Source organism: Ensifer sp. M14, assembly GCF_003355565.1.
Classification (GTDB): domain Bacteria; phylum Pseudomonadota; class Alphaproteobacteria; order Rhizobiales; family Rhizobiaceae; genus Ensifer.
This window is the reverse complement of record NZ_QJNR01000004.1, coordinates 2367915-2384598: the sequence shown is the minus strand read 5'-3', so window position 1 is coordinate 2384598 and position 16684 is coordinate 2367915. Positions and strand designations below refer to the sequence as shown.

General features: G+C 61.9%; 22 protein-coding genes. 11 read left to right on the top strand and 11 right to left on the bottom strand.

The features are described from left to right. The first annotated feature begins 4 nt into the window (after nt 1–4). Nucleotides 5–649, top strand: a complete 645-nt coding sequence (locus BLJAPNOD_RS11370; protein WP_077504942.1) for an outer membrane protein — start codon at nt 5–7, stop codon at nt 647–649. A gap of 156 nt (nt 650–805) precedes the next feature. Here BLJAPNOD_RS11370 and BLJAPNOD_RS11365 read toward each other — a convergent pair whose 3' ends face one another. Then, entirely contained in the window at nt 806–1501 is a 696-nt protein-coding gene (locus BLJAPNOD_RS11365) for a 2'-5' RNA ligase family protein (RefSeq protein WP_115419880.1), read from the bottom strand. Between the two features lie 313 nt (nt 1502–1814). On the opposite strand from BLJAPNOD_RS11365, the gene BLJAPNOD_RS11360 reads away from it, so the two are divergent. Next, nucleotides 1815–2183, top strand: a complete 369-nt coding sequence (locus BLJAPNOD_RS11360) for a DUF4180 domain-containing protein (RefSeq protein ID WP_115419879.1) — start codon at nt 1815–1817, stop codon at nt 2181–2183. A gap of 124 nt (nt 2184–2307) precedes the next feature. Here BLJAPNOD_RS11360 and BLJAPNOD_RS11355 read toward each other — a convergent pair whose 3' ends face one another. Both BLJAPNOD_RS11355 and BLJAPNOD_RS11350 read right to left on the bottom strand, forming a co-directional pair. Beyond that, complete coding sequence (locus BLJAPNOD_RS11355; RefSeq protein WP_115419878.1) at nt 2308–3078, bottom strand: siderophore-interacting protein; 771 nt, start codon at nt 3076–3078, stop codon at nt 2308–2310. Between the two features lie 277 nt (nt 3079–3355). Continuing rightward, the gene (locus BLJAPNOD_RS11350; protein WP_115419877.1) at nt 3356–4585 is read right to left on the bottom strand and encodes a PLP-dependent aminotransferase family protein; all 1230 of its coding nucleotides are present in this window, start codon (nt 4583–4585) and stop codon (nt 3356–3358) included. Between the two features lie 335 nt (nt 4586–4920). Between BLJAPNOD_RS11350 and BLJAPNOD_RS11345 the strand changes: the two genes are divergently transcribed. Continuing rightward, the gene (locus BLJAPNOD_RS11345; RefSeq protein WP_199565931.1) at nt 4921–6549 is read left to right on the top strand and encodes an arylsulfatase; all 1629 of its coding nucleotides are present in this window, start codon (nt 4921–4923) and stop codon (nt 6547–6549) included. A 63-nt stretch (nt 6550–6612) separates the two neighbouring features. On the opposite strand, the gene BLJAPNOD_RS11340 is transcribed toward BLJAPNOD_RS11345, so the two are convergent. Then, the gene (locus BLJAPNOD_RS11340; RefSeq protein WP_115419876.1) at nt 6613–7245 is read right to left on the bottom strand and encodes a glutathione S-transferase family protein; all 633 of its coding nucleotides are present in this window, start codon (nt 7243–7245) and stop codon (nt 6613–6615) included. 63 nt (nt 7246–7308) lie between these two features. Between BLJAPNOD_RS11340 and BLJAPNOD_RS35925 the strand changes: the two genes are divergently transcribed. Both BLJAPNOD_RS35925 and BLJAPNOD_RS11330 read left to right on the top strand, forming a co-directional pair. Then, on the top strand, nt 7309–7572 hold the full coding sequence (locus BLJAPNOD_RS35925; protein ID WP_244610921.1) for a hypothetical protein: 264 nt from the start codon (nt 7309–7311) through the stop codon (nt 7570–7572). A 340-nt stretch (nt 7573–7912) separates the two neighbouring features. Beyond that, a complete protein-coding gene (locus BLJAPNOD_RS11330; RefSeq protein WP_115421251.1) occupies nt 7913–8491 on the top strand; it encodes a class I SAM-dependent methyltransferase in 579 nt (192 codons plus the stop codon). Between the two features lie 725 nt (nt 8492–9216). On the opposite strand, the gene BLJAPNOD_RS11325 is transcribed toward BLJAPNOD_RS11330, so the two are convergent. The 4 genes from BLJAPNOD_RS11325 to BLJAPNOD_RS11310 all read right to left on the bottom strand — a co-directional run bounded on the left by BLJAPNOD_RS11325 (nt 9217) and on the right by BLJAPNOD_RS11310 (nt 12189). After that, complete coding sequence (locus BLJAPNOD_RS11325) at nt 9217–9525, bottom strand: hypothetical protein (RefSeq protein ID WP_115421250.1); 309 nt, start codon at nt 9523–9525, stop codon at nt 9217–9219. A gap of 192 nt (nt 9526–9717) precedes the next feature. Then, on the bottom strand, nt 9718–10347 hold the full coding sequence (locus BLJAPNOD_RS11320) for a L,D-transpeptidase (protein WP_244611013.1): 630 nt from the start codon (nt 10345–10347) through the stop codon (nt 9718–9720). A gap of 77 nt (nt 10348–10424) precedes the next feature. Continuing rightward, the gene (locus BLJAPNOD_RS11315) at nt 10425–11354 is read right to left on the bottom strand and encodes a glycine betaine ABC transporter substrate-binding protein (protein WP_115419874.1); all 930 of its coding nucleotides are present in this window, start codon (nt 11352–11354) and stop codon (nt 10425–10427) included. Between the two features lie 310 nt (nt 11355–11664). Next, nucleotides 11665–12189, bottom strand: a complete 525-nt coding sequence (locus tag BLJAPNOD_RS11310) for a metal-dependent hydrolase (protein WP_115419873.1) — start codon at nt 12187–12189, stop codon at nt 11665–11667. 264 nt (nt 12190–12453) lie between these two features. On the opposite strand from BLJAPNOD_RS11310, the gene BLJAPNOD_RS11305 reads away from it, so the two are divergent. The 5 genes from BLJAPNOD_RS11305 to BLJAPNOD_RS11285 all read left to right on the top strand — a co-directional run bounded on the left by BLJAPNOD_RS11305 (nt 12454) and on the right by BLJAPNOD_RS11285 (nt 14036). Next, complete coding sequence (locus BLJAPNOD_RS11305) at nt 12454–12639, top strand: cold shock domain-containing protein (protein ID WP_158556112.1); 186 nt, start codon at nt 12454–12456, stop codon at nt 12637–12639. Nucleotides 12640–12709: 70 nt separating this feature from the next. Continuing rightward, on the top strand, nt 12710–12997 hold the full coding sequence (locus BLJAPNOD_RS11300; RefSeq protein ID WP_077504932.1) for a hypothetical protein: 288 nt from the start codon (nt 12710–12712) through the stop codon (nt 12995–12997). A gap of 13 nt (nt 12998–13010) precedes the next feature. Continuing rightward, nucleotides 13011–13226 (top strand): hypothetical protein, encoded by a 216-nt coding sequence (locus BLJAPNOD_RS11295; protein ID WP_077504931.1) that lies wholly within the window; start codon nt 13011–13013, stop codon nt 13224–13226. A 76-nt stretch (nt 13227–13302) separates the two neighbouring features. Next, nucleotides 13303–13503, top strand: coding sequence for a hypothetical protein (locus tag BLJAPNOD_RS11290; RefSeq protein ID WP_115419871.1), 201 nt, complete (start codon nt 13303–13305; stop codon nt 13501–13503). Between the two features lie 134 nt (nt 13504–13637). Next, on the top strand, nt 13638–14036 hold the full coding sequence (locus BLJAPNOD_RS11285) for a hypothetical protein (protein ID WP_115419870.1): 399 nt from the start codon (nt 13638–13640) through the stop codon (nt 14034–14036). Nucleotides 14037–14180: 144 nt separating this feature from the next. Here the strand turns inward: BLJAPNOD_RS11285 and BLJAPNOD_RS11280 are convergent, their stop codons facing one another. Beyond that, nucleotides 14181–14390 (bottom strand): cold-shock protein, encoded by a 210-nt coding sequence (locus BLJAPNOD_RS11280; RefSeq protein WP_025427573.1) that lies wholly within the window; start codon nt 14388–14390, stop codon nt 14181–14183. Nucleotides 14391–14822: 432 nt separating this feature from the next. Between BLJAPNOD_RS11280 and blaOXA the strand changes: the two genes are divergently transcribed. Further along, complete coding sequence (blaOXA, locus tag BLJAPNOD_RS11275) at nt 14823–15629, top strand: class D beta-lactamase (protein ID WP_115419869.1); 807 nt, start codon at nt 14823–14825, stop codon at nt 15627–15629. Between the two features lie 2 nt (nt 15630–15631). On the opposite strand, the gene BLJAPNOD_RS11270 is transcribed toward blaOXA, so the two are convergent. Then, complete coding sequence (locus BLJAPNOD_RS11270; protein WP_115419868.1) at nt 15632–15928, bottom strand: hypothetical protein; 297 nt, start codon at nt 15926–15928, stop codon at nt 15632–15634. 391 nt (nt 15929–16319) lie between these two features. Next, complete coding sequence (locus BLJAPNOD_RS11265; RefSeq protein WP_343215816.1) at nt 16320–16667, bottom strand: helix-turn-helix domain-containing protein; 348 nt, start codon at nt 16665–16667, stop codon at nt 16320–16322. Nucleotides 16668–16684: the final 17 nt, after the last annotated feature.

Sequence of the window (16684 nt, the reverse complement as noted above, 5' to 3'; positions counted from 1 at the left end):
TGACATGTCGCATAAGCTTATCCTTTCAGCCGCCATCCTGGCCGCGCTCGCAGCACCGGCCGTCGCAGCCGACGCCGTTGCGGATATCGCGCCCGCTCCGGAAGCGCAGGCAGCCGAGGCATTCACCTGGACCGGCGGTTACCTCGGCGTTCAGGGCGGCGGCGGCTGGCTGGACGGCAAGTTCAGTGTCCCGGGCGCAAGCGTCAACGAAGACTTCAACGGCGGCCTCATCAGCGGCTTCGTCGGCTACAACTACCAGTTCGGCGATTGGGTCATCGGCGCTGAAGGCGATCTGACCTACAACTGGAACGACAACAAGTACGACATCTTCGGCACCGACGTGAAGGTCGGCACCGACCTCGCCGGCTCGGTCCGCGCACGCGCCGGTTACGCCCTCGACAACGCGCTCATCTACACCACCGCCGGCTGGACCGCGACGAGCGGCTACATCGAAGTCCCGGGCATCGGCGACGTCGACCGCACCTTCAGCGGCTACACCGTCGGCGCCGGCGTTGACTACGCCTTCACCAACAACATCTTCGCCCGCGCCGAATACCGCTTCAACGACTTCGGCAGCAAGACGATCGAAGACGTCAAGGTCGACCTCGACCAGCACCAGTTCACCGTCGGTATCGGCGTGAAGTTCTAATCCTGCCCCACCGAAAGCCTTTTTGGCCTTTGGCTCGCGCCGCGTCTCCCTCCGAGACGCGGCGTTTTTCTTGCTGTTTGCGCAAAGAGCAGAGCTTTTCGTGAAAATGCCCGGTCTCGACAGCAGGTCAGGCCGATGCCACTGTTCCGCAGCGGACTACCTGTTGCTGTCCAGGCGCTTGGAAGCGGTGCCGAAATTCCCCAGCTGATACACGGCAATGCCTTCTGCCCCGAACGTAAAGGTGCTGAAGGATTGTTTCTCAACGTCCTCAAGCCACCCAAGCGGCGCGATGCCGATGGTGACGTGCGGATTGAACTTGTCGCCAGTCTGGTTCGGAACAAACGTTTCCACATACTTGAACAGTTGCGGGTCAAACGGCGTTCCTGTTGTGTCGGGCATGAAGGCTGATGCGCCGCCGCCCGTCCGCGCGAAGCGATTGACCGCATCTATCACGGCCCCCTGCAGCGACTTCAGCTCGTCGGACGGCTCCACGACGATCCCCGCGAGACCAATTTTGCCGGAAGGTATGTGATAGAGGCCGGTTGCCGTCATGTGCATCGCGGCAGGGTTGAATTTCGACCTGACCTGCTCGACTGCAGCAAGCAACGAGCCCAAATCGCTCTCGGCGACGAAACGTTGGACGAGCGTGATATGAGGGGCGTGTTCGTCGTCCAGCTCAAAACCCTCCGGACTTTGCTCGCGCATCCTCGCATTCCAGTCGGCTGCCCTTTCCAGCATCACGCCATCTGGCTGCAACAGCACATCGATCGCGATGAGGCGGTCTTCAGATCGCCCCGGCATCGCCATCAGCGAAATGACGGCGGCCAGAAAGAGAGAGCGAGTCAAGCTCATTGGAACATCCTCCTGCGATCACGGCACGATCGCCAGACCGGCGCGCAACTGTCGTCGCTGGCCGCGATGGCCGCTTCCGGCGCGTCTTCCGAACGTAACCAGAATGGCCACGCCAAAGGATGCGGTCAAGCGACAATGGCTCGCGGCATCTGCCGTGCATTCCGGACAAGCCGCGTTGTCAAAGAGCAGACTGCTGCATAATTTAGTGCCTATCAGCCCTGGCGTCATTTTTCACGCGAGGGCCACGGCGGCAGCTCACTCCACACCACATCTATGAATTGCAATCCCGATTTCTCCACGCTATCCCAGTGCCATGGAACAGCTCATCGAAATCGCAAACACGCGCATCCTGCAATGCGCCGACGAAGGCACACCGCTCAGGGCAGCAGGCGACGCCAATGATTTTCTTGGCGATGCCTGGGCCCACACGGCCGATATGCTCGCGATCCCGGTCGCACGCCTCGGCCCGGATTTTCTCGATCTCAGTACCCGCGTTGCCGGCGAGGTTTTCCAGAAGTTCGTCAACTACCGTATGAAATGCGCCATCGTCGGCGACATCTCTGTAGCGCTCGAAGGCAGCAAGGCGCTGCGCGACTTCGTGCGCGAAACCAACAAGGGCAACGCCCTCTGGTTCGTGCGGGATTTCGACGAACTTCGAATCAAGCTCGCAGGCGCAGCCTGATCGCTCCGCCCGACCGATCAAGGCGGAACAATCTCGGCGCCGCGACCTTCGATCTGCAGACCTTGCCGCCGGCGATTACAGTGGCGCGCTTTGCGGAACGCCAGCCATCATGCCGCAACACCGGCTATTCGAACTTCTCGGTGCTGTCAGCCTTGCCCTTCACCCAGTACCCCGATGCCTTGATCCAGGAGATCGGATAGCCCCGTTCCTCGGTCAGATGCGCGCGGATCGCCCGCGTCACTGTCGCTTCGGCCGCAACCCAGATGAAGGTGTTCGGCTCGATGACGACGGAGCGCAGGACGGCGAGAAGCGCGGCAGCATCCGTCGCCTGATGCAGCGGGCGATAGGCCCAGTGGCATGTGAGCTCGGCCTTCGTGTCGAACGCCTGTTGCTCGGCGGCGTCGGTGATCGCAGTGATGCTGGTGATGCGGGCGCCTGCGCCAGCCTCCTCGATGCGTCGGCCGATTGCCGGCAGCGCCGTCTCGTCGCCGATCAGGAGCCAGCGCTCGACATTGGAAATGACGGCCGAACCGCGCGGCCCGGCAATGTTCAAGGCGTCGCCCGGGCGGGCGTTCATCGCCCACTCGGTGATCGGCCCGGCCTCGTGCAAGGCAAAATCGATCACCAGCGTGCGGGCGGCAGTGTCGTAGCGGCGCGGCGTGTAATCCCGCCGCTCCTCGGTGCCGTCGGCCGCCGGCACCAGGATCTTGACGTGATCATCGGCCCCAAGGCTGACGAAGTCGGCAAGGTCATCGCCCGCAAGCGTGATGCGCAGCATGCCGGGCGTAATGCGCTCAGCCTCGGTGACCACAAGCGAACGTCGCTTGAGCTCATGGCGCACGCGCTCGATCCGGGGGAGCGTTGCATTGTCAGCGGAGGTGTTAAGGGTATCCATCGGTATCCTTTGGGGGCTCGTAGATCTCGATCCGCAGGACACAGTCGCGCAGATCGAGGCCTGAGAACCGTTCGATCATACGCGTTGAGTGACGTTAACGCTTACGTGGCCGGACAGTGCCCGGCCATTTCGACCGTTGTAGCCGACAAGAAGCGCCAGTGCAATGCGCGCCGAAAGCGCTTCGTCACTGCGGTCAACGGGCGCAACACAGCAAAGGAAAAGGCGCGCCCGCTGCTGCGGCCGCGCCTCTCGATGAAGAGCCTCGAATGGCTGGCGATCAGGCGGCCAGTGCCGCCGCTTCGCCGCGCACAAGATCGCCGAGACGGCGGATGCCCTCTTCGATCATCTTGTCGTTGGCGCAGGAGAAGGAGAGACGCAGCGTGTTCTCGCCGGAACCATCGGCAAAGAAGGCGCGGCCGGGCACGAAGGCGACCTTGGCGGTCTCCAGCGATTTGGCGAGAAGTGCGGTGCCGTCCATGCCCTTCGGCAGCGTCACCCAGACGAACATGCCGCCTTCGGGCTTGGTCCAGGTCACGCCATCAGGCATGTACTTCTCAAGCGCTGCCAGCATGGCGCTGCGGCGATGCTTGTAGACCCGGTGGATCTTGGCGACCTGGGCGTCGAAACCACGCTCGGCAACAGTGCAGATCGCCATCTGGTTGATGGTCGAGGAATGCAGATCGGCCGCCTGCTTGAGGAGCACGAGCTTGCGGATCACCGTTTCCGAGGCGCAGACCCAGCCGACGCGCAGGCCCGGTGCCAGCGTCTTGGAGAACGAACCGCAATAGACGGTGCGGGTGTGATTGATGTCGCCCTTGCGCGCGATTTCCAACGCCAGGATCGGCGGGATCGCCTCGCCGTCGTAGCGCAGCGACTGGTAAGCCGCGTCTTCGATGACGGCGATGTCGAGCTCTTCGGCAAGGTCAAGCACGCGCTCGCGCCCTGCCCGGTCCACCGTCTCGCCCGTCGGGTTGGAGAAGTCTGCCGAGAGATAGGCGAACTTGACGCGGCCGCCGGCAGCTTTCGCGGCTTCCGCATAGGCCGCGGGCGTGCGGTTGCCGCCCGGATTGAGCTGGTCGTAATGCGGCTCATAGGCGTTGAACGCCTGCAGCGCGCCGAGATAGGTCGGCCAGGTCACAAGCGCCGTGTCGTTGGGCGACAGGAACAGCTTGCCGATATAGTCGAGGCCCTGCTGCGAACCCGAGGTGATGAAGATGTTGTCGACCCCGGCGGGAATGCCGATCTTCTCCATCTGCTTGGCGAGCCACTCGCGCAGCGGCTTGTAGCCTTCGCTGACCGAATACTGCAAGGCGGCGCTGACCGCCGGACCCGAAAAGATCTCCGCATAGGCATCCTTGAATTCCACATCCGGAAACAGCTCGGGATCGGGAATGCCGCCGGCAAACGAGATGATGTCGGGGCGATCGAGCAGTTTCAACAGTTCGCGGATTTCCGAGGCGCGCATCCGGCTGGAGCGCGTCGCGAATACATGGTCCCAGTCGAGCATTGGGTCGTTTCCTCAAGGATTTTTGCAGCGGGCAGCGCCTTGGGGCTGCATTCCGCATTCATTGTCTTTGTCCTTCGACAGGATCACGGCGGCTAATTTATGTCAACGTTATTGACCTAAATCGGCAGCAAATTCTGTCCGTACAGCGTCTCACTTTAAGTCAATTGGGTAACGTTGCGTAACCCGTTGCTCCACCGCGCAAGGCGGGCCTTCGTAGCCCTGATGTTACCGTTACATCCTTGTTCGCCCCACGCACAGGGCGCAGACTTCTGCGAGCCATCGATTGCAGACCCCAGGCCGCATTCCCTCCCCCTTCAATGACGGAGAAAGACGACATGAGCATGCATCCCGAAGACGACGATCAGCAGCAGAACGGGCACCCCCTTGGCGTCAGCCGACGCAACCTCCTGCTTGCCGGCAGCGCGCTGGCGGCAGCGGCGCTGACCACTTCAGGCGGGGCAACGCCGGCAGCCGCGCAGCAATCCACCCAGCCGGCCGCCGGCGGCGCCAAGCCGAACATCCTCATGATCATGGGCGACGATATCGGCTGGTTCAACCCGAGCATCTACCACCGCGGCATGATGGGCTATCGCACGCCCAACATCGACCGTATCGGCAATGAAGGCGCGATGTTTACCGACTGGTATGGCGAGCAGAGCTGCACGGCCGGCCGCGCCGCCTTCATCACCGGTCAGTCGCCGATCCGCACCGGCCTCACCAAGGTCGGCCTGCCCGGCGCCGATGTCGGCCTGCAGCCGGAGGACCCGACGGTCGCCGAGCTCCTCAAGGCCCAAGGCTACGCCACCGGCCAATTCGGCAAGAACCACCTGGGCGACAAGGACGAGTTCCTGCCGACCAATCACGGCTTCGACGAGTTCTTCGGCAACCTCTACCATCTCAACGCCGAGGAAGAGCCGGAGAACCCCGATTATCCGAAGAGCCCCGAATTCCGCAAACGCTTCGGCCCGCGCGGCGTCATCCACTCCTATGCCGATGGCCGGATCGAGGACACGGGAGCGCTGACCAAGAAGCGCATGGAAACGGTCGACGAAGAATTCCTGACCGCGGCGCTCGATTTCATCGATCGCCAGCACAATGCCCAGAAGCCGTGGTTCTGCTACTTCAACTCCACCCGCATGCACGTCAACACCCACCTGAAGCCCGAGTCCGCAGGCAAGACCGGCAAGGGCATCTATGCCGACGGCATGGTCGAGCATGACGGCATGGTCGGCCAGCTCCTGAAGAAGCTCGACGATCTCGGCCTCGTGGAAAACACCATCGTCGTCTACACCACCGACAACGGCGCCGAGGTGATGACCTGGCCGGATGGCGGCAACACCCCCTTCCGCGGCGAAAAGGCCACCAACTGGGAAGGCGGCTACCGCGTGCCGACCTGCATCCGCTGGCCTGGCGTCATCAAGCCGAACACCATCTACAACGACATCGCCTCGCACTACGATTTCATCCCGACCTTCTGCGCGGCCGCCGGCGAGCCGGATATCGTCGACAAATGCAAGGCCGGCTACCAGGCGGGAACCAAGACCTTCAAGGTGCATCTCGACGGCAACAACCTCATGCCCTTCTTCCGCGGCGAGGTGAAGGACGGGCCGAGGCGCGAATTCCTCTACTGGAACGACGATGGCGAACTGGTCGCCGTTCGCTTCCAGGACTGGAAGGTGGTGTTCAAGGCACAGCAAAGCACCGGCATCGGCGTCTGGCGCGACGAGTTCACCACGCTTCGCGTCCCCAAGCTATTCAACTTGCGGGCCGACCCCTTCGAGCGTGGCGACGAGTCGATCGAATACGAATCCTGGTACTTCGCCCGAGCCTTCGTCGTGGTGCCGTCGCAGGCGATCGTGGCGAACTGGCTTTCGAGTTTTCAGGAATTCCCGATCCGCCAGAAGCCCGCGAGCTTCAACCTCGACGACGTGATGAACAAGCTGTCGAGCGCCGGCAAGCAATAGGCGGCAGGTCCACACGGTCCGGGCTCAAGGGCCCGGGCCTCCCGTCCTTGCGAGCGACATTTGTCAACCGGCAGCCTCTAGGCTTGCAAGCGCATCGGCGATCCGCGGCGGCGCCTTCGGGCGTGCATACATCCGCTCGATATAGGCCTTGAGATTGGGCAACCCGTCGATCAGCCCGACCTCATTGCCCCAGTCGATCACATAGACCGTGACGCAATCGGCGACGCTGATGCGGTCGCCGACGATGAACGTGCGCCCGTCCATGTGACGCTCGAGCACCTCAGCCATCGCCGCGAAGTCCTCCCTGGCAAGAGCGATATCCTCGGGCAGACGCTTGTCTTCGGGATAGAGAAAGCTGTGCTTGGAGATCCGCCACAGCGGCTGCTCCAGTTCGGTGACCGCAAACAGCGACCAGCGATAGGCCTCAGCCCGCTCGGTCAGGTCGGACGGCATCAGCCCCTTGTCGGGGTATTTTTCCGCCAGGTAGAACACGATCGCGGCGGATTCCGTCAGCACCATGTCTCCATCGACCAGGACGGGAACCTTGCCCGCAGGATTGAGGCGCAGGAAATCGGGGTGACGGTTTTCTCCGCCCAGCAGGTTGACCGGCACGAACTCGAAGTCCGCATCCAGTTCCTGAAGTGCCCAGAGCGCGCGAAGCGAGCGTGTCGGACCCAAACCATAGAGTTTCATCATCTCGGCGTTCCTCCGTTTCAATCCGATTGCAGCGTCGCTCCGCGATCAGAACGGCGGCCCCGAATGGCTGATCTCATGCTTGCGGACATTCCCTGCATCGAATTTTACACCAGTTTTCGGCGGCTTCGCGATCTTTCGCCACGCTTTGAGAGCGGCCTCCGACTGCCAAAGTTCCATCATGTTGACGCGCACTGGGTCGACGGGGTCCTCGCTGATCGACAGATCGAGGCAGCCAGGATGAGCGCGCGCACGCCTGATCAGGTCCGTAAAGGCATCGACGAACGCCTTACGGCGCGCGGCCGGAACGTTGTAATGGCCCCGCAATAACCAGCATCATTCTCCTCCATCAAATCGTATGGTCATGCTCCAAGGACGTTGAAGAGAACGGGGATCCGACAGAAAGTCGCAGAAATGTCGACTGCCTCGACGGATTCGCGCGCCCGAAGGCAGCGAGCGCTGCGGGGATATCGCTCGGCAAAAGGCAGGTATCCGGCAAGAGATTGACTGCGCGCAACATTGGCGCAATCCCATCGCCGCATGTCAGCCAATCGGCAGAGCATTTCCACGAAACGCCCGACGGGGCTTTTCATGAGGAAACGCTTGGAAATGAAGCGATGACGCGGACACGCAAGAGGAACATCACGTGACGACAACCGGCAACGACACCATGGCCTTTTACCGCGAGAATGCCGACGCCTACGCGGCACGCGACCGCAAGCCGCCGACCGAACGCCTCGCCGCTTTCATCAGCAGGCTTTCGCCCGGTGCTGCGGTGCTCGATCTCGGCTGCGGCGGCGGCCACGACAGCCTGCATCTGCTCAAGGCCGGCCTTGATATCACGCCCTGCGACGGATCCGCGGAACTGGCGCGAGCCGCAGAACAACGAACCGGCCGCAAGGTCGAAGTCGTCACCTTCCAGCAGATCGAGTGGAACCGGAAGTTCGACGCCGTCTGGGCGGAAGCCTCGCTGCTGCACGTGCCGCGGGCCGAACTGCCGGATGTGCTGGTGCGCGTGCACAGAGCGCTGCGGCCAGGCGGCCTCATCCAGGCAAGCTTCAAGGCGGGCGAACGGGAAGGCCACGACCGCTTCGGCCGATACTTCAACTATCCCTCGGCCGAATGGCTGCAGACCTGCTTCGAATGGGCGGGATGGTCGGACATCCGCATCGAAGAAGCCGAAGGCGGCGGCTACGACAACGAGCCAACCCGGTGGCTGCATGTAACGGCCAAGGTCGATGCGGATTGAGGCGCTCGCGCGCGGACGATAGCAGTGACAGCAACCGGCGACGGTGGGGTTCGGCATTCGCGGGTTCGTCGGCTCTGACAACCTGTCGCGTGTCCGTTCGCCGTTGCGAACCCAGGGGCAAGCATCGCCCATCACCAGATACCAGCCAGAGCGCCAGCCATGGATCACCTTCGGCAGGCTTCTCGGGCTTTCCGCCGGCGTCCGGATCCGCGACCGACGCATGAGCGCGTCGCTGCGCGGATCTCTCCTCGCCACAAAACCCGATCGGGCCTGGCCTATCGGTTCCAACCAGCGAGACCTGGTATCAGGCCTCGCGGCTGAAGTAACTGAGGATCAAAAGCGTACAGATGGCCGCGATGATCAGGGCATCGAAAAGTGCAAAGTGCTCCAGAATGCTTGACATGGCACATCCTCTTTCCCACTAAACCTATGAGAGCATAGATTTGCTCCGATTGGAATGTTTTGGGGAAATATACTTTTTGAATCAGAGGATATTCCTGTTCGACGCCTTGCAATGCAGCAATAAAATACTGCAGCGCACAAGGATACAACAGAACAACTGAGCCGGATCCACAACCGGAAAGCGTGCAGACGACATCAGCAATCATCACGCAACGGTCATCAAGGCTGGGCACACCTGCGCCCCTCCCGGCCGCGCGAGACGACAAGCGCTCCATGGGCGGGCGCGAAAGCAAGGGTTGGGAAAGAGCCCGCGGGCGCTTGTATCAGGCCACCGGCTGGACCGATCTGACGCTGCCATTGTTGTCGACGATGCAGTTGAACTTTTGCCCACCGGCATCGAGATCGACGCTGTAGGACGTCGCGTCCAGCTGGCGCGAGCTTGTGGGCAGAACCTTGGTGCTATCGACCTTGGCGGTGCCCGCTGCCGCATTGGCGCAGATCAATTGCAGATCGGCCGGCGCCGTCTGCAAGCTGGTGCGCGCCATTTCCTCAGGCTTCGGCGGCGCCGACTGGCAGCCGCCGAGAATGGCAAGGCCAACGCCCGCCGCTACAAACAGGTTCCTCGAACGCATCATCCCCTCGATCACCAAAAGTCCTCCCCTTCCAGATTCTGTGGCTTGCTGCCCAGCCTGCCCTTGTCCCAAAGGCCGGCTGAGATCAGACACCTGTCGCAACGCGATTTCCTGAACAGTCCGGTTTTCATGAAGGCTGCGCGGCGCACTCGCCCGACACGCCGTCCGGTCCGCTGCCGCCTGCCTGCCGCGTCAGACACCCTTGTAGAGCGCGGCCCCCTGCATCAGCACGATCACCTTCGCACCCACCTCGACCCGCGAATGCAGGTCGGTGACGTCGTCATTGTTCATGCGGATGCAGCCGGACGACACGTCGAGCCCGATGGTCCAGGGCTCCACCGTCCCGTGGATGCGGTAGATCGTGTCCTGGTCGCCCTCATAGAGATAGAGCGCACGGGCGCCGAGCGGGTTGTCCGGGCCGCCGGGCATGCCGGCCGCCCATTTTGCCGCATTGGGATCGCGGGCCACCATTTCGGGCGGCGGCGTCCAGGTCGGCCACTCCGCCGTGCGCCCGACGCGAACGATGCCGGCCCAGCCGAAGCCCTCGCGGCCGACGCCAATGCCGTAGCGGATCGCCTGCCCGCCGGGCTGCACCAGATAGAGAAAGTGCTGGTTGCCGTCGATGATGATCGTGCCCGGCTTTTCCGCCGTGCGGAACGGCACCACCTGCCGGCGAAAGGCCTCGGGCAACTGATTGTTGCGGGCAAAATATTGCCGCGCTTTCTTCTTGTCGTAGTTGACCCATTTCTTGGTCTTGGCGTCATAGATCTGGGTCTGCGCCAGCGCCACCAGGGGGCCGAGACAAACGCCTGCGGCCAGCATCACCAGCCCGAGCTTGCGCGCCCGGGTCATGAACCTGGCGCGTCCTGTATCGGCTGCGTTTCGATCCGGTGTTGTCTTCATGGTTTCGCCCACCCGTCGATGCGTGCCGCGTTGTCATCCACCCATTTCTTCGCGTAGTCGGCCGGCGCCTGGCGCTCGACCTCTAGAGCGTAGCTCATCTTCGTCACTTCCTCCGGCGAGAAATCCACCTGGTCCAGGAACTTGGCGATCTCAGGATGTTTCTTGCCGAAGCCCGTGGCATAGGCGATCTGGAAATGGGCGGCGTCCCACGAAGTCGCGGCCGTGGACTTGGTGATCCACAGGGGGTCGTCGGCGCCGACGATCTTCCACTTGGCCGGATCGTGCGGCGGCTCCTCGATGCGGGCGATCTTGTGCAGTTCGAAGACGTGGTGCGGCGCATAGCAGTAAAACACCATTGGCCGCGCCGTCGCGATCGCCGCATCGACGCCGGCCATCGCCACCTCTTCCTCCGCCTCGAACAGCGTCAGGTTGGCGCCATAGCCGTAGCTGTTAGCCCGGGTGCGCTCGATACCGGTCGAAAGCCAGGTCGGGGCGCCGATCCACAATTCACCCTTGCCGTCGCCATCCGTGTCGAGGATCTTGGTCTTCTCGGGGTCGCTGAGGTCGGCGATCGTCTTGATCGTCGCTGCCGCTTCGGGCGTGGCGCAGAGCCCCTGCCAGGCCGGAACGCTGCGCGCGCTCAGCGTCGCTACACCCTTGTCGGTCACATATTTCTTGACGATGTCGCCGAAATTGGGCTGCCAGACTTCGGGCTGGATATCGACTTCGCCGGTCTCGAAGCCGACGAAGGCGTTGAGCGTGCCCAACTCCTTCACCTCCGCATCGAGGCCGAATTTCTTGGCGATACTGACCTTGAGGATGTTGGCCGTCGCCTGGCCGGACGGCCAGTTGGGCATGGCGATCACCAGATCCGCCGCCGTGACGGGAGCCGCCGAACCCAAAAGCAGCACCAGGCAGGCAGGCATGCAGAACTCTAGACGTCTCTTCACAGTCCCCTCCGAACAGCATTGACCGATCGACTTGAATGACATGCGAATGCGTATGAAAGGCGGTGCGGGTAGCGGGCGATGCCCGCACCCTATCGAATGCAACTGTTCCCGTGGCAGGGCCTTCCCGGCCCCGGCAGCGTTGTCCGCCGCCCTGTCTTCTTTGGCCGGCAGGATGCCTACAGGATCGGCATCCGTCAACGCCCGGCTACACCGGACGTTGAAACGGCTGTGATTTTTTCGATCAGCCGGCAGTTGTCCCCAGAACCGGCAGGGTCTGGCCCACCGGCTATCTGATCGCCGGCGCTGCCAGTGCCCGTCCGCGCCAGCGCCGCCAGTCGATCGCGGCGGCGACGGCGGCCGAAAGAACGATCAGCAGCTCAGCCACGAAGGTCCAGTGAAAGAGGAAGTTGAGATACCAGGGTTTGTAGAGCGCCGGAACATGCACGAGGTTCATGCGCAGATCCGAAAACGGACGCAGCCAGCGGATATCGGCGGCAACCGAATCCATCAGCAGATGCAGCATCACGTTCGCCAGCCCCACCCAGGCGAGAACAAGTGGATTGCGTCTGCCGCTCATCGTCAGCATTAGCGCCAGAACCGCTACGACAACCAGCCAGAACAAGGGCGTGTGCGTCCAGTAGTCATGGTGCGGCGTCTGCCGGCCGTCGACCAGATAGATATAGGCGAGATCGAAATCAGGCAAAACCGAGCAGATGATCCCGGTAGCAAGGATCGCACCGGATTGCGCCGGCCGGCCGCGCGCGATGAAACGGCTGATGAGATAGCCGGCCGGCAAATGGGCAATGAACATCGACGGTCTCCAGAAGCATACAGGCGCGACCTGCATGACGCGAACCGGAGCGAGATTGCAACTCACTTGGCCAAATTCGTGATGACCTTGCATAAGGCGTAATTAAGGCTCACAGTGTCTCATCGACATTGGCCAGCTTGGCTTTTCGCGGCGTCAGAGGCTTTCGACCCGCCATTTTCCCCATTTTCGACCGTTGAAGTGTGCGCGCCGCGCATGCTCGGCATTCCTCAAACGCCGTGTGCTGACATGATCATAGGTACGATCATGCGTTTCGACTTCAACCGCGGTTACGGCTTTGTCCAGCCGGAAGACGGTAGTCGCGCAGTCTACGTCGACGCGCGGGCGCTTTATAAATCTGGCATCAAATCGATCTTTCCGGGCCAGACGTTCCGCTTCGAGATCTGGAAAGACGAAAAGGGGCGCATCGCCGCCCGCAACCTACGGCTATGACGCAGTCGACACCGTACCCGACTGCCATGACCGCAACGCCGAGCATGGTCCGGCGTCGGAAGGAGACGTCATGTTCAGCCGAACAAAGCACCGCACCGTCCACTTCAGCGAACCCTTCCAACTGCCCGAAGTCGAAGGAATGCTCGCGGCGGGAGACTATGAGGTTGATGATGACGAGGAACTGATCGAAGGCATTTCGTGGCTCGCCTATCACCGGGTCGCCACGTTTATCAAGGTGCCGGCAACGACGGACAATCAGCAGTGCATGCGCATGGTCGCGATTGCGCCGGACGAGCTCGACCGCATCATCGCTGTCGACCGCGCCAAACATGCCTTCGCCCCGCCGTCCAAGCCCTGAAGGACAGGAACCAATGCCCGCACACCGCTTCACTGTTGGATTGTCGGTTCGCCTCAAGGACCGCAGCCATATTTCGCCGAATGCGGCAGAAACCTACCGCATCACCGCAATCATGCCCGTTCGCGACAGCCAGCCCCAGTACCGCATCCGCAACGACGAGCTTGGCCAGGACCGCGTCAGCAAGGAGGAAAACCTCGAACCGATCGAGTGGGGCATGCCCCGGCACTGAAATACGCAATGACAGGAACTTGAGGCGCAGCAACCGCCCGCCTGAGATCGCCACGCACTTTGGCAAAGGAACCACTATGACCTACTACGGAAAACTGAAGCAGTTGCTCCAATGGAGGGGCGCGCCGGCAATTGCCGCCACCAGCAAACCGATCACCCGAAAGACCTCTGCCCGAAAGCCGAAATCCCTCTCTGATGGCGAGCAGAAAGGTGTCAACGTAAGCGCCGTCAAATTGCGGCGCGGTCGCGAGACCCTGGAGCGACATCGCCTTTTGTGATCGGCCTCACCCGCCGCAAAGCTCGTGCAGAACAGCCGGCACCGAATCCAGATTCGATGCGTCTCGAAAGCGGGCTCCCTGCACGGCGGTCCAGCGCCAGCATTTTCGTGCCGTCCCGCAACCGGAGAAGATCCATGCGTCGCGTTCTATGGGCCTTCGCCCTGGTGCTGGCCGGCACGGCACCAACTCTTGCCGCCTGCAATGACGACCTGCTGACAATCTCGAGATGGTCGATAAAACCGGTCGACAGCCATATGAACGAGCTGTCCTTTACCGTCCGCTCCAGCGCGGGAAAAGGCATTCGCATGCTCGATGCGCAACTGGGCTTTACCGACGCGCTGGGCGCCACGATCGGCCCGCTGGAAATCGACAGGGACATCACCATTCCCGCCGGCGGCACCTTTACCGGCAAACGCGTCTGGGGACCCTTCACGATCGAACGGCTTTTAAAGATCAATGCCGACGACATCACCGCCTACACCTGCGTGCGCGCGGTCATTTACGACGACGGCTCGAAAGAGACATTCGAATAGAGTCTTTCGGGGAAAAGCGCGCAGCGGTTCGAAGTCCGGAAGCGCGCAAAGAAAAAGGCCGGGAAATCCCGACCTTCTCAATATCGTCTCAATGGCCGATGCCAGTACATCCGTGGTCAAAGACCAGAGACGAAATATCGGTGATTACGCAGCAGACAGGTTGTCGGCAGCGCTCTTGCCCGAACGTGCATCGCGAACGATGTCGAAACGAACCTTCTGGCCTTCTACGAGCGAGCTCATGCCGGCGCGTTCAACAGCAGAAGCGTGCACGAAAACGTCGGTTGCGCCGTCGTCCGGAGCGATGAAGCCAAAACCCTTGGTGGTGTTGAAGAACTTTACGGTTCCAGTATTCATAAGAATTTCCTTTCAATCAAAAAGTTCGCCGCCCGGATTTGCGCCGGACACGGCAGTAAGATCGATTTTGATAGGAAAGGTCAGCTTGAACGCCGGTCGGCGAGAAAACAAAGCTCAGCAAGCAAGATCGATGGCAGACCCTTTACAGGCACATTGTGTTCTTAGCAAGGAGCGATGTCGACTACGGAAATACGTAAGGCCTCCATACATCATTTTCGACAGCATAATGCGTGTTGTCGCCCCTCGGCAAAGATCTTCGCTGGCGGAACCTGCGCCGTGCGTCTCGCTCCAGCCCGGCTCCGCGATCAGCGGGCATATGGGGTCGCGAAGAAGGCCTAATTTTCCTCATGCCTCGCCCCAATATTCGCCCTTTGTCGCCGCGATGAAACCGCTGCTATCTGCCCCGGAAATTGCAGAGCAAAGGAACCAACCATGAAACTCACCCTCCTCGCCGCCGGCCTGCTGCTGGCGATATCCACGGCCTCGACGGCCGAGGCTCGCACGATCTGCACGCTGATTGCGGATGCGGGCGGCGACGGCACCGTGCTGCAAGAGGGCGATTGCGATGGCCGCGTCACCCCTGCATCGACATTCAAGGTGGCGCTCAGCCTGATGGGCTATGACAGCGGCTATCTCAAGGACGAGCACGAGCCGACGCTTGCTTTCCGCAAGGGCTATGTGGATTGGGGCGGCGACAACTGGAAACAGCCGACCGACGCGGTGCGCTGGATGAAGCACTCCGTCGTCTGGTTTTCCCAGCAGATGACGAAGTCGCTCGGCGAGAAGACGCTGCACGACTACGCCACGAAATTCGACTACGGCAATGCCGATTTTTCCGGCGATCCCGGCAGGAACAACGGGCTTGAGCGCGCCTGGATCGCCTCGTCGCTGAAGATCTCGCCGCGCGAACAGGTCGCCTTCCTGAAGAAACTGGTCAATCGCCGGCTGCCCGTGAGTGCCCATGCCACCGCCATGACGCTGAAGGTGGTGGAAGAGCGCGAAATACCCGGCGGCTGGACCGTGCACGGCAAGACCGGCGCCGCCTTCCCGCGCCGGGCCGATGGCAGCTTCGACGAGGCGCGCGGCTGGGGCTGGTTCGTCGGCTGGGCGGAAAAGGACGGCCGGACCTTCGTCTTTGCCCGATTGATCCAGGACGAGAGGAAGGAGCCCGGCACCCCTGGCGTGCGCGCCCGCGATGCGTTCCTCGGCGAACTTCCGGCACTGCTTGCCGGCAGATAGACCTACTTGATGGTGCAGATGCCGTTGGCGCCGCCCTTGCCGGTGTAGGATATGGCGGGCGAGCCATCCGGGTTGATGCTGAGCGAGATCGTCACGCCGGCGCCCTTGGCCTCGAAGTAGTTGTCGTTGAACTTCTTCAGCTTGCCTTCCTTGCCGTTGATATAGATCGGCCCGCCCTCGTCGGCGTGCACCTCGATCTTGCCCGGGCAGGAGGCATTGACCTGTGGAATACCGGCCACCGCCTCTCCGGCCAGAACAAATGCAGCGATTGCGGCAGCAGCACGCAGGCCCGTCTTCATGACACTCTCCTTGGGAACCGACATCGACAGAGCAGGGTCACAGACCCCGCGGCCGGATCGTGACAGGATCGGGATTGGTGTCAAGCGAGCGGCGGCCTGCCGGACGGTGGCGGGAAACTTTGGCCCAGACGAGAAAAGACCCGCCGCGGTCAGCACGCGACGGGTCTTTGGCAGATGCGGATCACCAACGGGGAGGCTCGTTGGGATCACGTGAACCAACTGACTGGGAGGCTATCAGTTGGTTCGCATTGCTCTTGGCAAAGGTCATTGCCTTGCATGTGTTGGATACTAGCCCACGTACGAGGCTACAGGTGTTCCCAAGGTAACAGGCTCGCGAAAATCACCGGAGACGGTGAGGCTCGCCCTCACCTCTCAACCGCGGCCCATCGCCTCAGACAACCACCGCATCGTCGACCACAGCCGAAGAACCATCGGCGCCCCTACCGCCCGCTTCACCCCAGGCGCACAAAGCGGCGGCCGCCACGTTCAGCGCCGCTCCGCGCTCCGTCAGCGAATAGACGACCTTGGCGGGCAGCGAGGAATAGACGGTGCGATCGACCAGCCCATCCGCCTCCAGTTCGCGCAGTTGCTGGGCCAGCATCTTTTCGCTGATCGCTGGAATGGCCTGGCGAAGGCGGCCGAACCGCCGCGCCGCTCTTCCAAGCTCGCAGAGGATATCGACCTTCCACTTGCCCTCGATCGCCTTGAGCGCTGCGGCAAAGCCACAATTTTCCATCATCGGGTTCACGTCATCCT

What these genes read in the sequence shown, in the direction of transcription:
- BLJAPNOD_RS11370 (WP_077504942.1), top strand. Translation starts at nt 5, where the DNA reads ATGTCGCATAAGCTTATCCTTTCAGCCGCCATCCTGGCCGCGCTCGCA.
- BLJAPNOD_RS11365 (WP_115419880.1), bottom strand. Translation starts at nt 1,501, where the DNA reads ATGAGCTTGACTCGCTCTCTCTTTCTGGCCGCCGTCATTTCGCTGATG.
- BLJAPNOD_RS11360 (WP_115419879.1), top strand. Translation starts at nt 1,815, where the DNA reads ATGGAACAGCTCATCGAAATCGCAAACACGCGCATCCTGCAATGCGCC.
- BLJAPNOD_RS11355 (WP_115419878.1), bottom strand. Translation starts at nt 3,078, where the DNA reads ATGGATACCCTTAACACCTCCGCTGACAATGCAACGCTCCCCCGGATC.
- BLJAPNOD_RS11350 (WP_115419877.1), bottom strand. Translation starts at nt 4,585, where the DNA reads ATGCTCGACTGGGACCATGTATTCGCGACGCGCTCCAGCCGGATGCGC.
- BLJAPNOD_RS11345 (WP_199565931.1), top strand. Translation starts at nt 4,921, where the DNA reads ATGAGCATGCATCCCGAAGACGACGATCAGCAGCAGAACGGGCACCCC.
- BLJAPNOD_RS11340 (WP_115419876.1), bottom strand. Translation starts at nt 7,245, where the DNA reads ATGATGAAACTCTATGGTTTGGGTCCGACACGCTCGCTTCGCGCGCTC.
- BLJAPNOD_RS35925 (WP_244610921.1), top strand. Translation starts at nt 7,309, where the DNA reads ATGGCTGATCTCATGCTTGCGGACATTCCCTGCATCGAATTTTACACC.
- BLJAPNOD_RS11330 (WP_115421251.1), top strand. Translation starts at nt 7,913, where the DNA reads ATGGCCTTTTACCGCGAGAATGCCGACGCCTACGCGGCACGCGACCGC.
- BLJAPNOD_RS11325 (WP_115421250.1), bottom strand. Translation starts at nt 9,525, where the DNA reads ATGCGTTCGAGGAACCTGTTTGTAGCGGCGGGCGTTGGCCTTGCCATT.
- BLJAPNOD_RS11320 (WP_244611013.1), bottom strand. Translation starts at nt 10,347, where the DNA reads ATGCTGGCCGCAGGCGTTTGTCTCGGCCCCCTGGTGGCGCTGGCGCAG.
- BLJAPNOD_RS11315 (WP_115419874.1), bottom strand. Translation starts at nt 11,354, where the DNA reads ATGCCTGCCTGCCTGGTGCTGCTTTTGGGTTCGGCGGCTCCCGTCACG.
- BLJAPNOD_RS11310 (WP_115419873.1), bottom strand. Translation starts at nt 12,189, where the DNA reads ATGTTCATTGCCCATTTGCCGGCCGGCTATCTCATCAGCCGTTTCATC.
- BLJAPNOD_RS11305 (WP_158556112.1), top strand. Translation starts at nt 12,454, where the DNA reads ATGCGTTTCGACTTCAACCGCGGTTACGGCTTTGTCCAGCCGGAAGAC.
- BLJAPNOD_RS11300 (WP_077504932.1), top strand. Translation starts at nt 12,710, where the DNA reads ATGTTCAGCCGAACAAAGCACCGCACCGTCCACTTCAGCGAACCCTTC.
- BLJAPNOD_RS11295 (WP_077504931.1), top strand. Translation starts at nt 13,011, where the DNA reads ATGCCCGCACACCGCTTCACTGTTGGATTGTCGGTTCGCCTCAAGGAC.
- BLJAPNOD_RS11290 (WP_115419871.1), top strand. Translation starts at nt 13,303, where the DNA reads ATGACCTACTACGGAAAACTGAAGCAGTTGCTCCAATGGAGGGGCGCG.
- BLJAPNOD_RS11285 (WP_115419870.1), top strand. Translation starts at nt 13,638, where the DNA reads ATGCGTCGCGTTCTATGGGCCTTCGCCCTGGTGCTGGCCGGCACGGCA.
- BLJAPNOD_RS11280 (WP_025427573.1), bottom strand. Translation starts at nt 14,390, where the DNA reads ATGAATACTGGAACCGTAAAGTTCTTCAACACCACCAAGGGTTTTGGC.
- blaOXA (WP_115419869.1), top strand. Translation starts at nt 14,823, where the DNA reads ATGAAACTCACCCTCCTCGCCGCCGGCCTGCTGCTGGCGATATCCACG.
- BLJAPNOD_RS11270 (WP_115419868.1), bottom strand. Translation starts at nt 15,928, where the DNA reads ATGAAGACGGGCCTGCGTGCTGCTGCCGCAATCGCTGCATTTGTTCTG.
- BLJAPNOD_RS11265 (WP_343215816.1), bottom strand. Translation starts at nt 16,667, where the DNA reads ATGATGGAAAATTGTGGCTTTGCCGCAGCGCTCAAGGCGATCGAGGGC.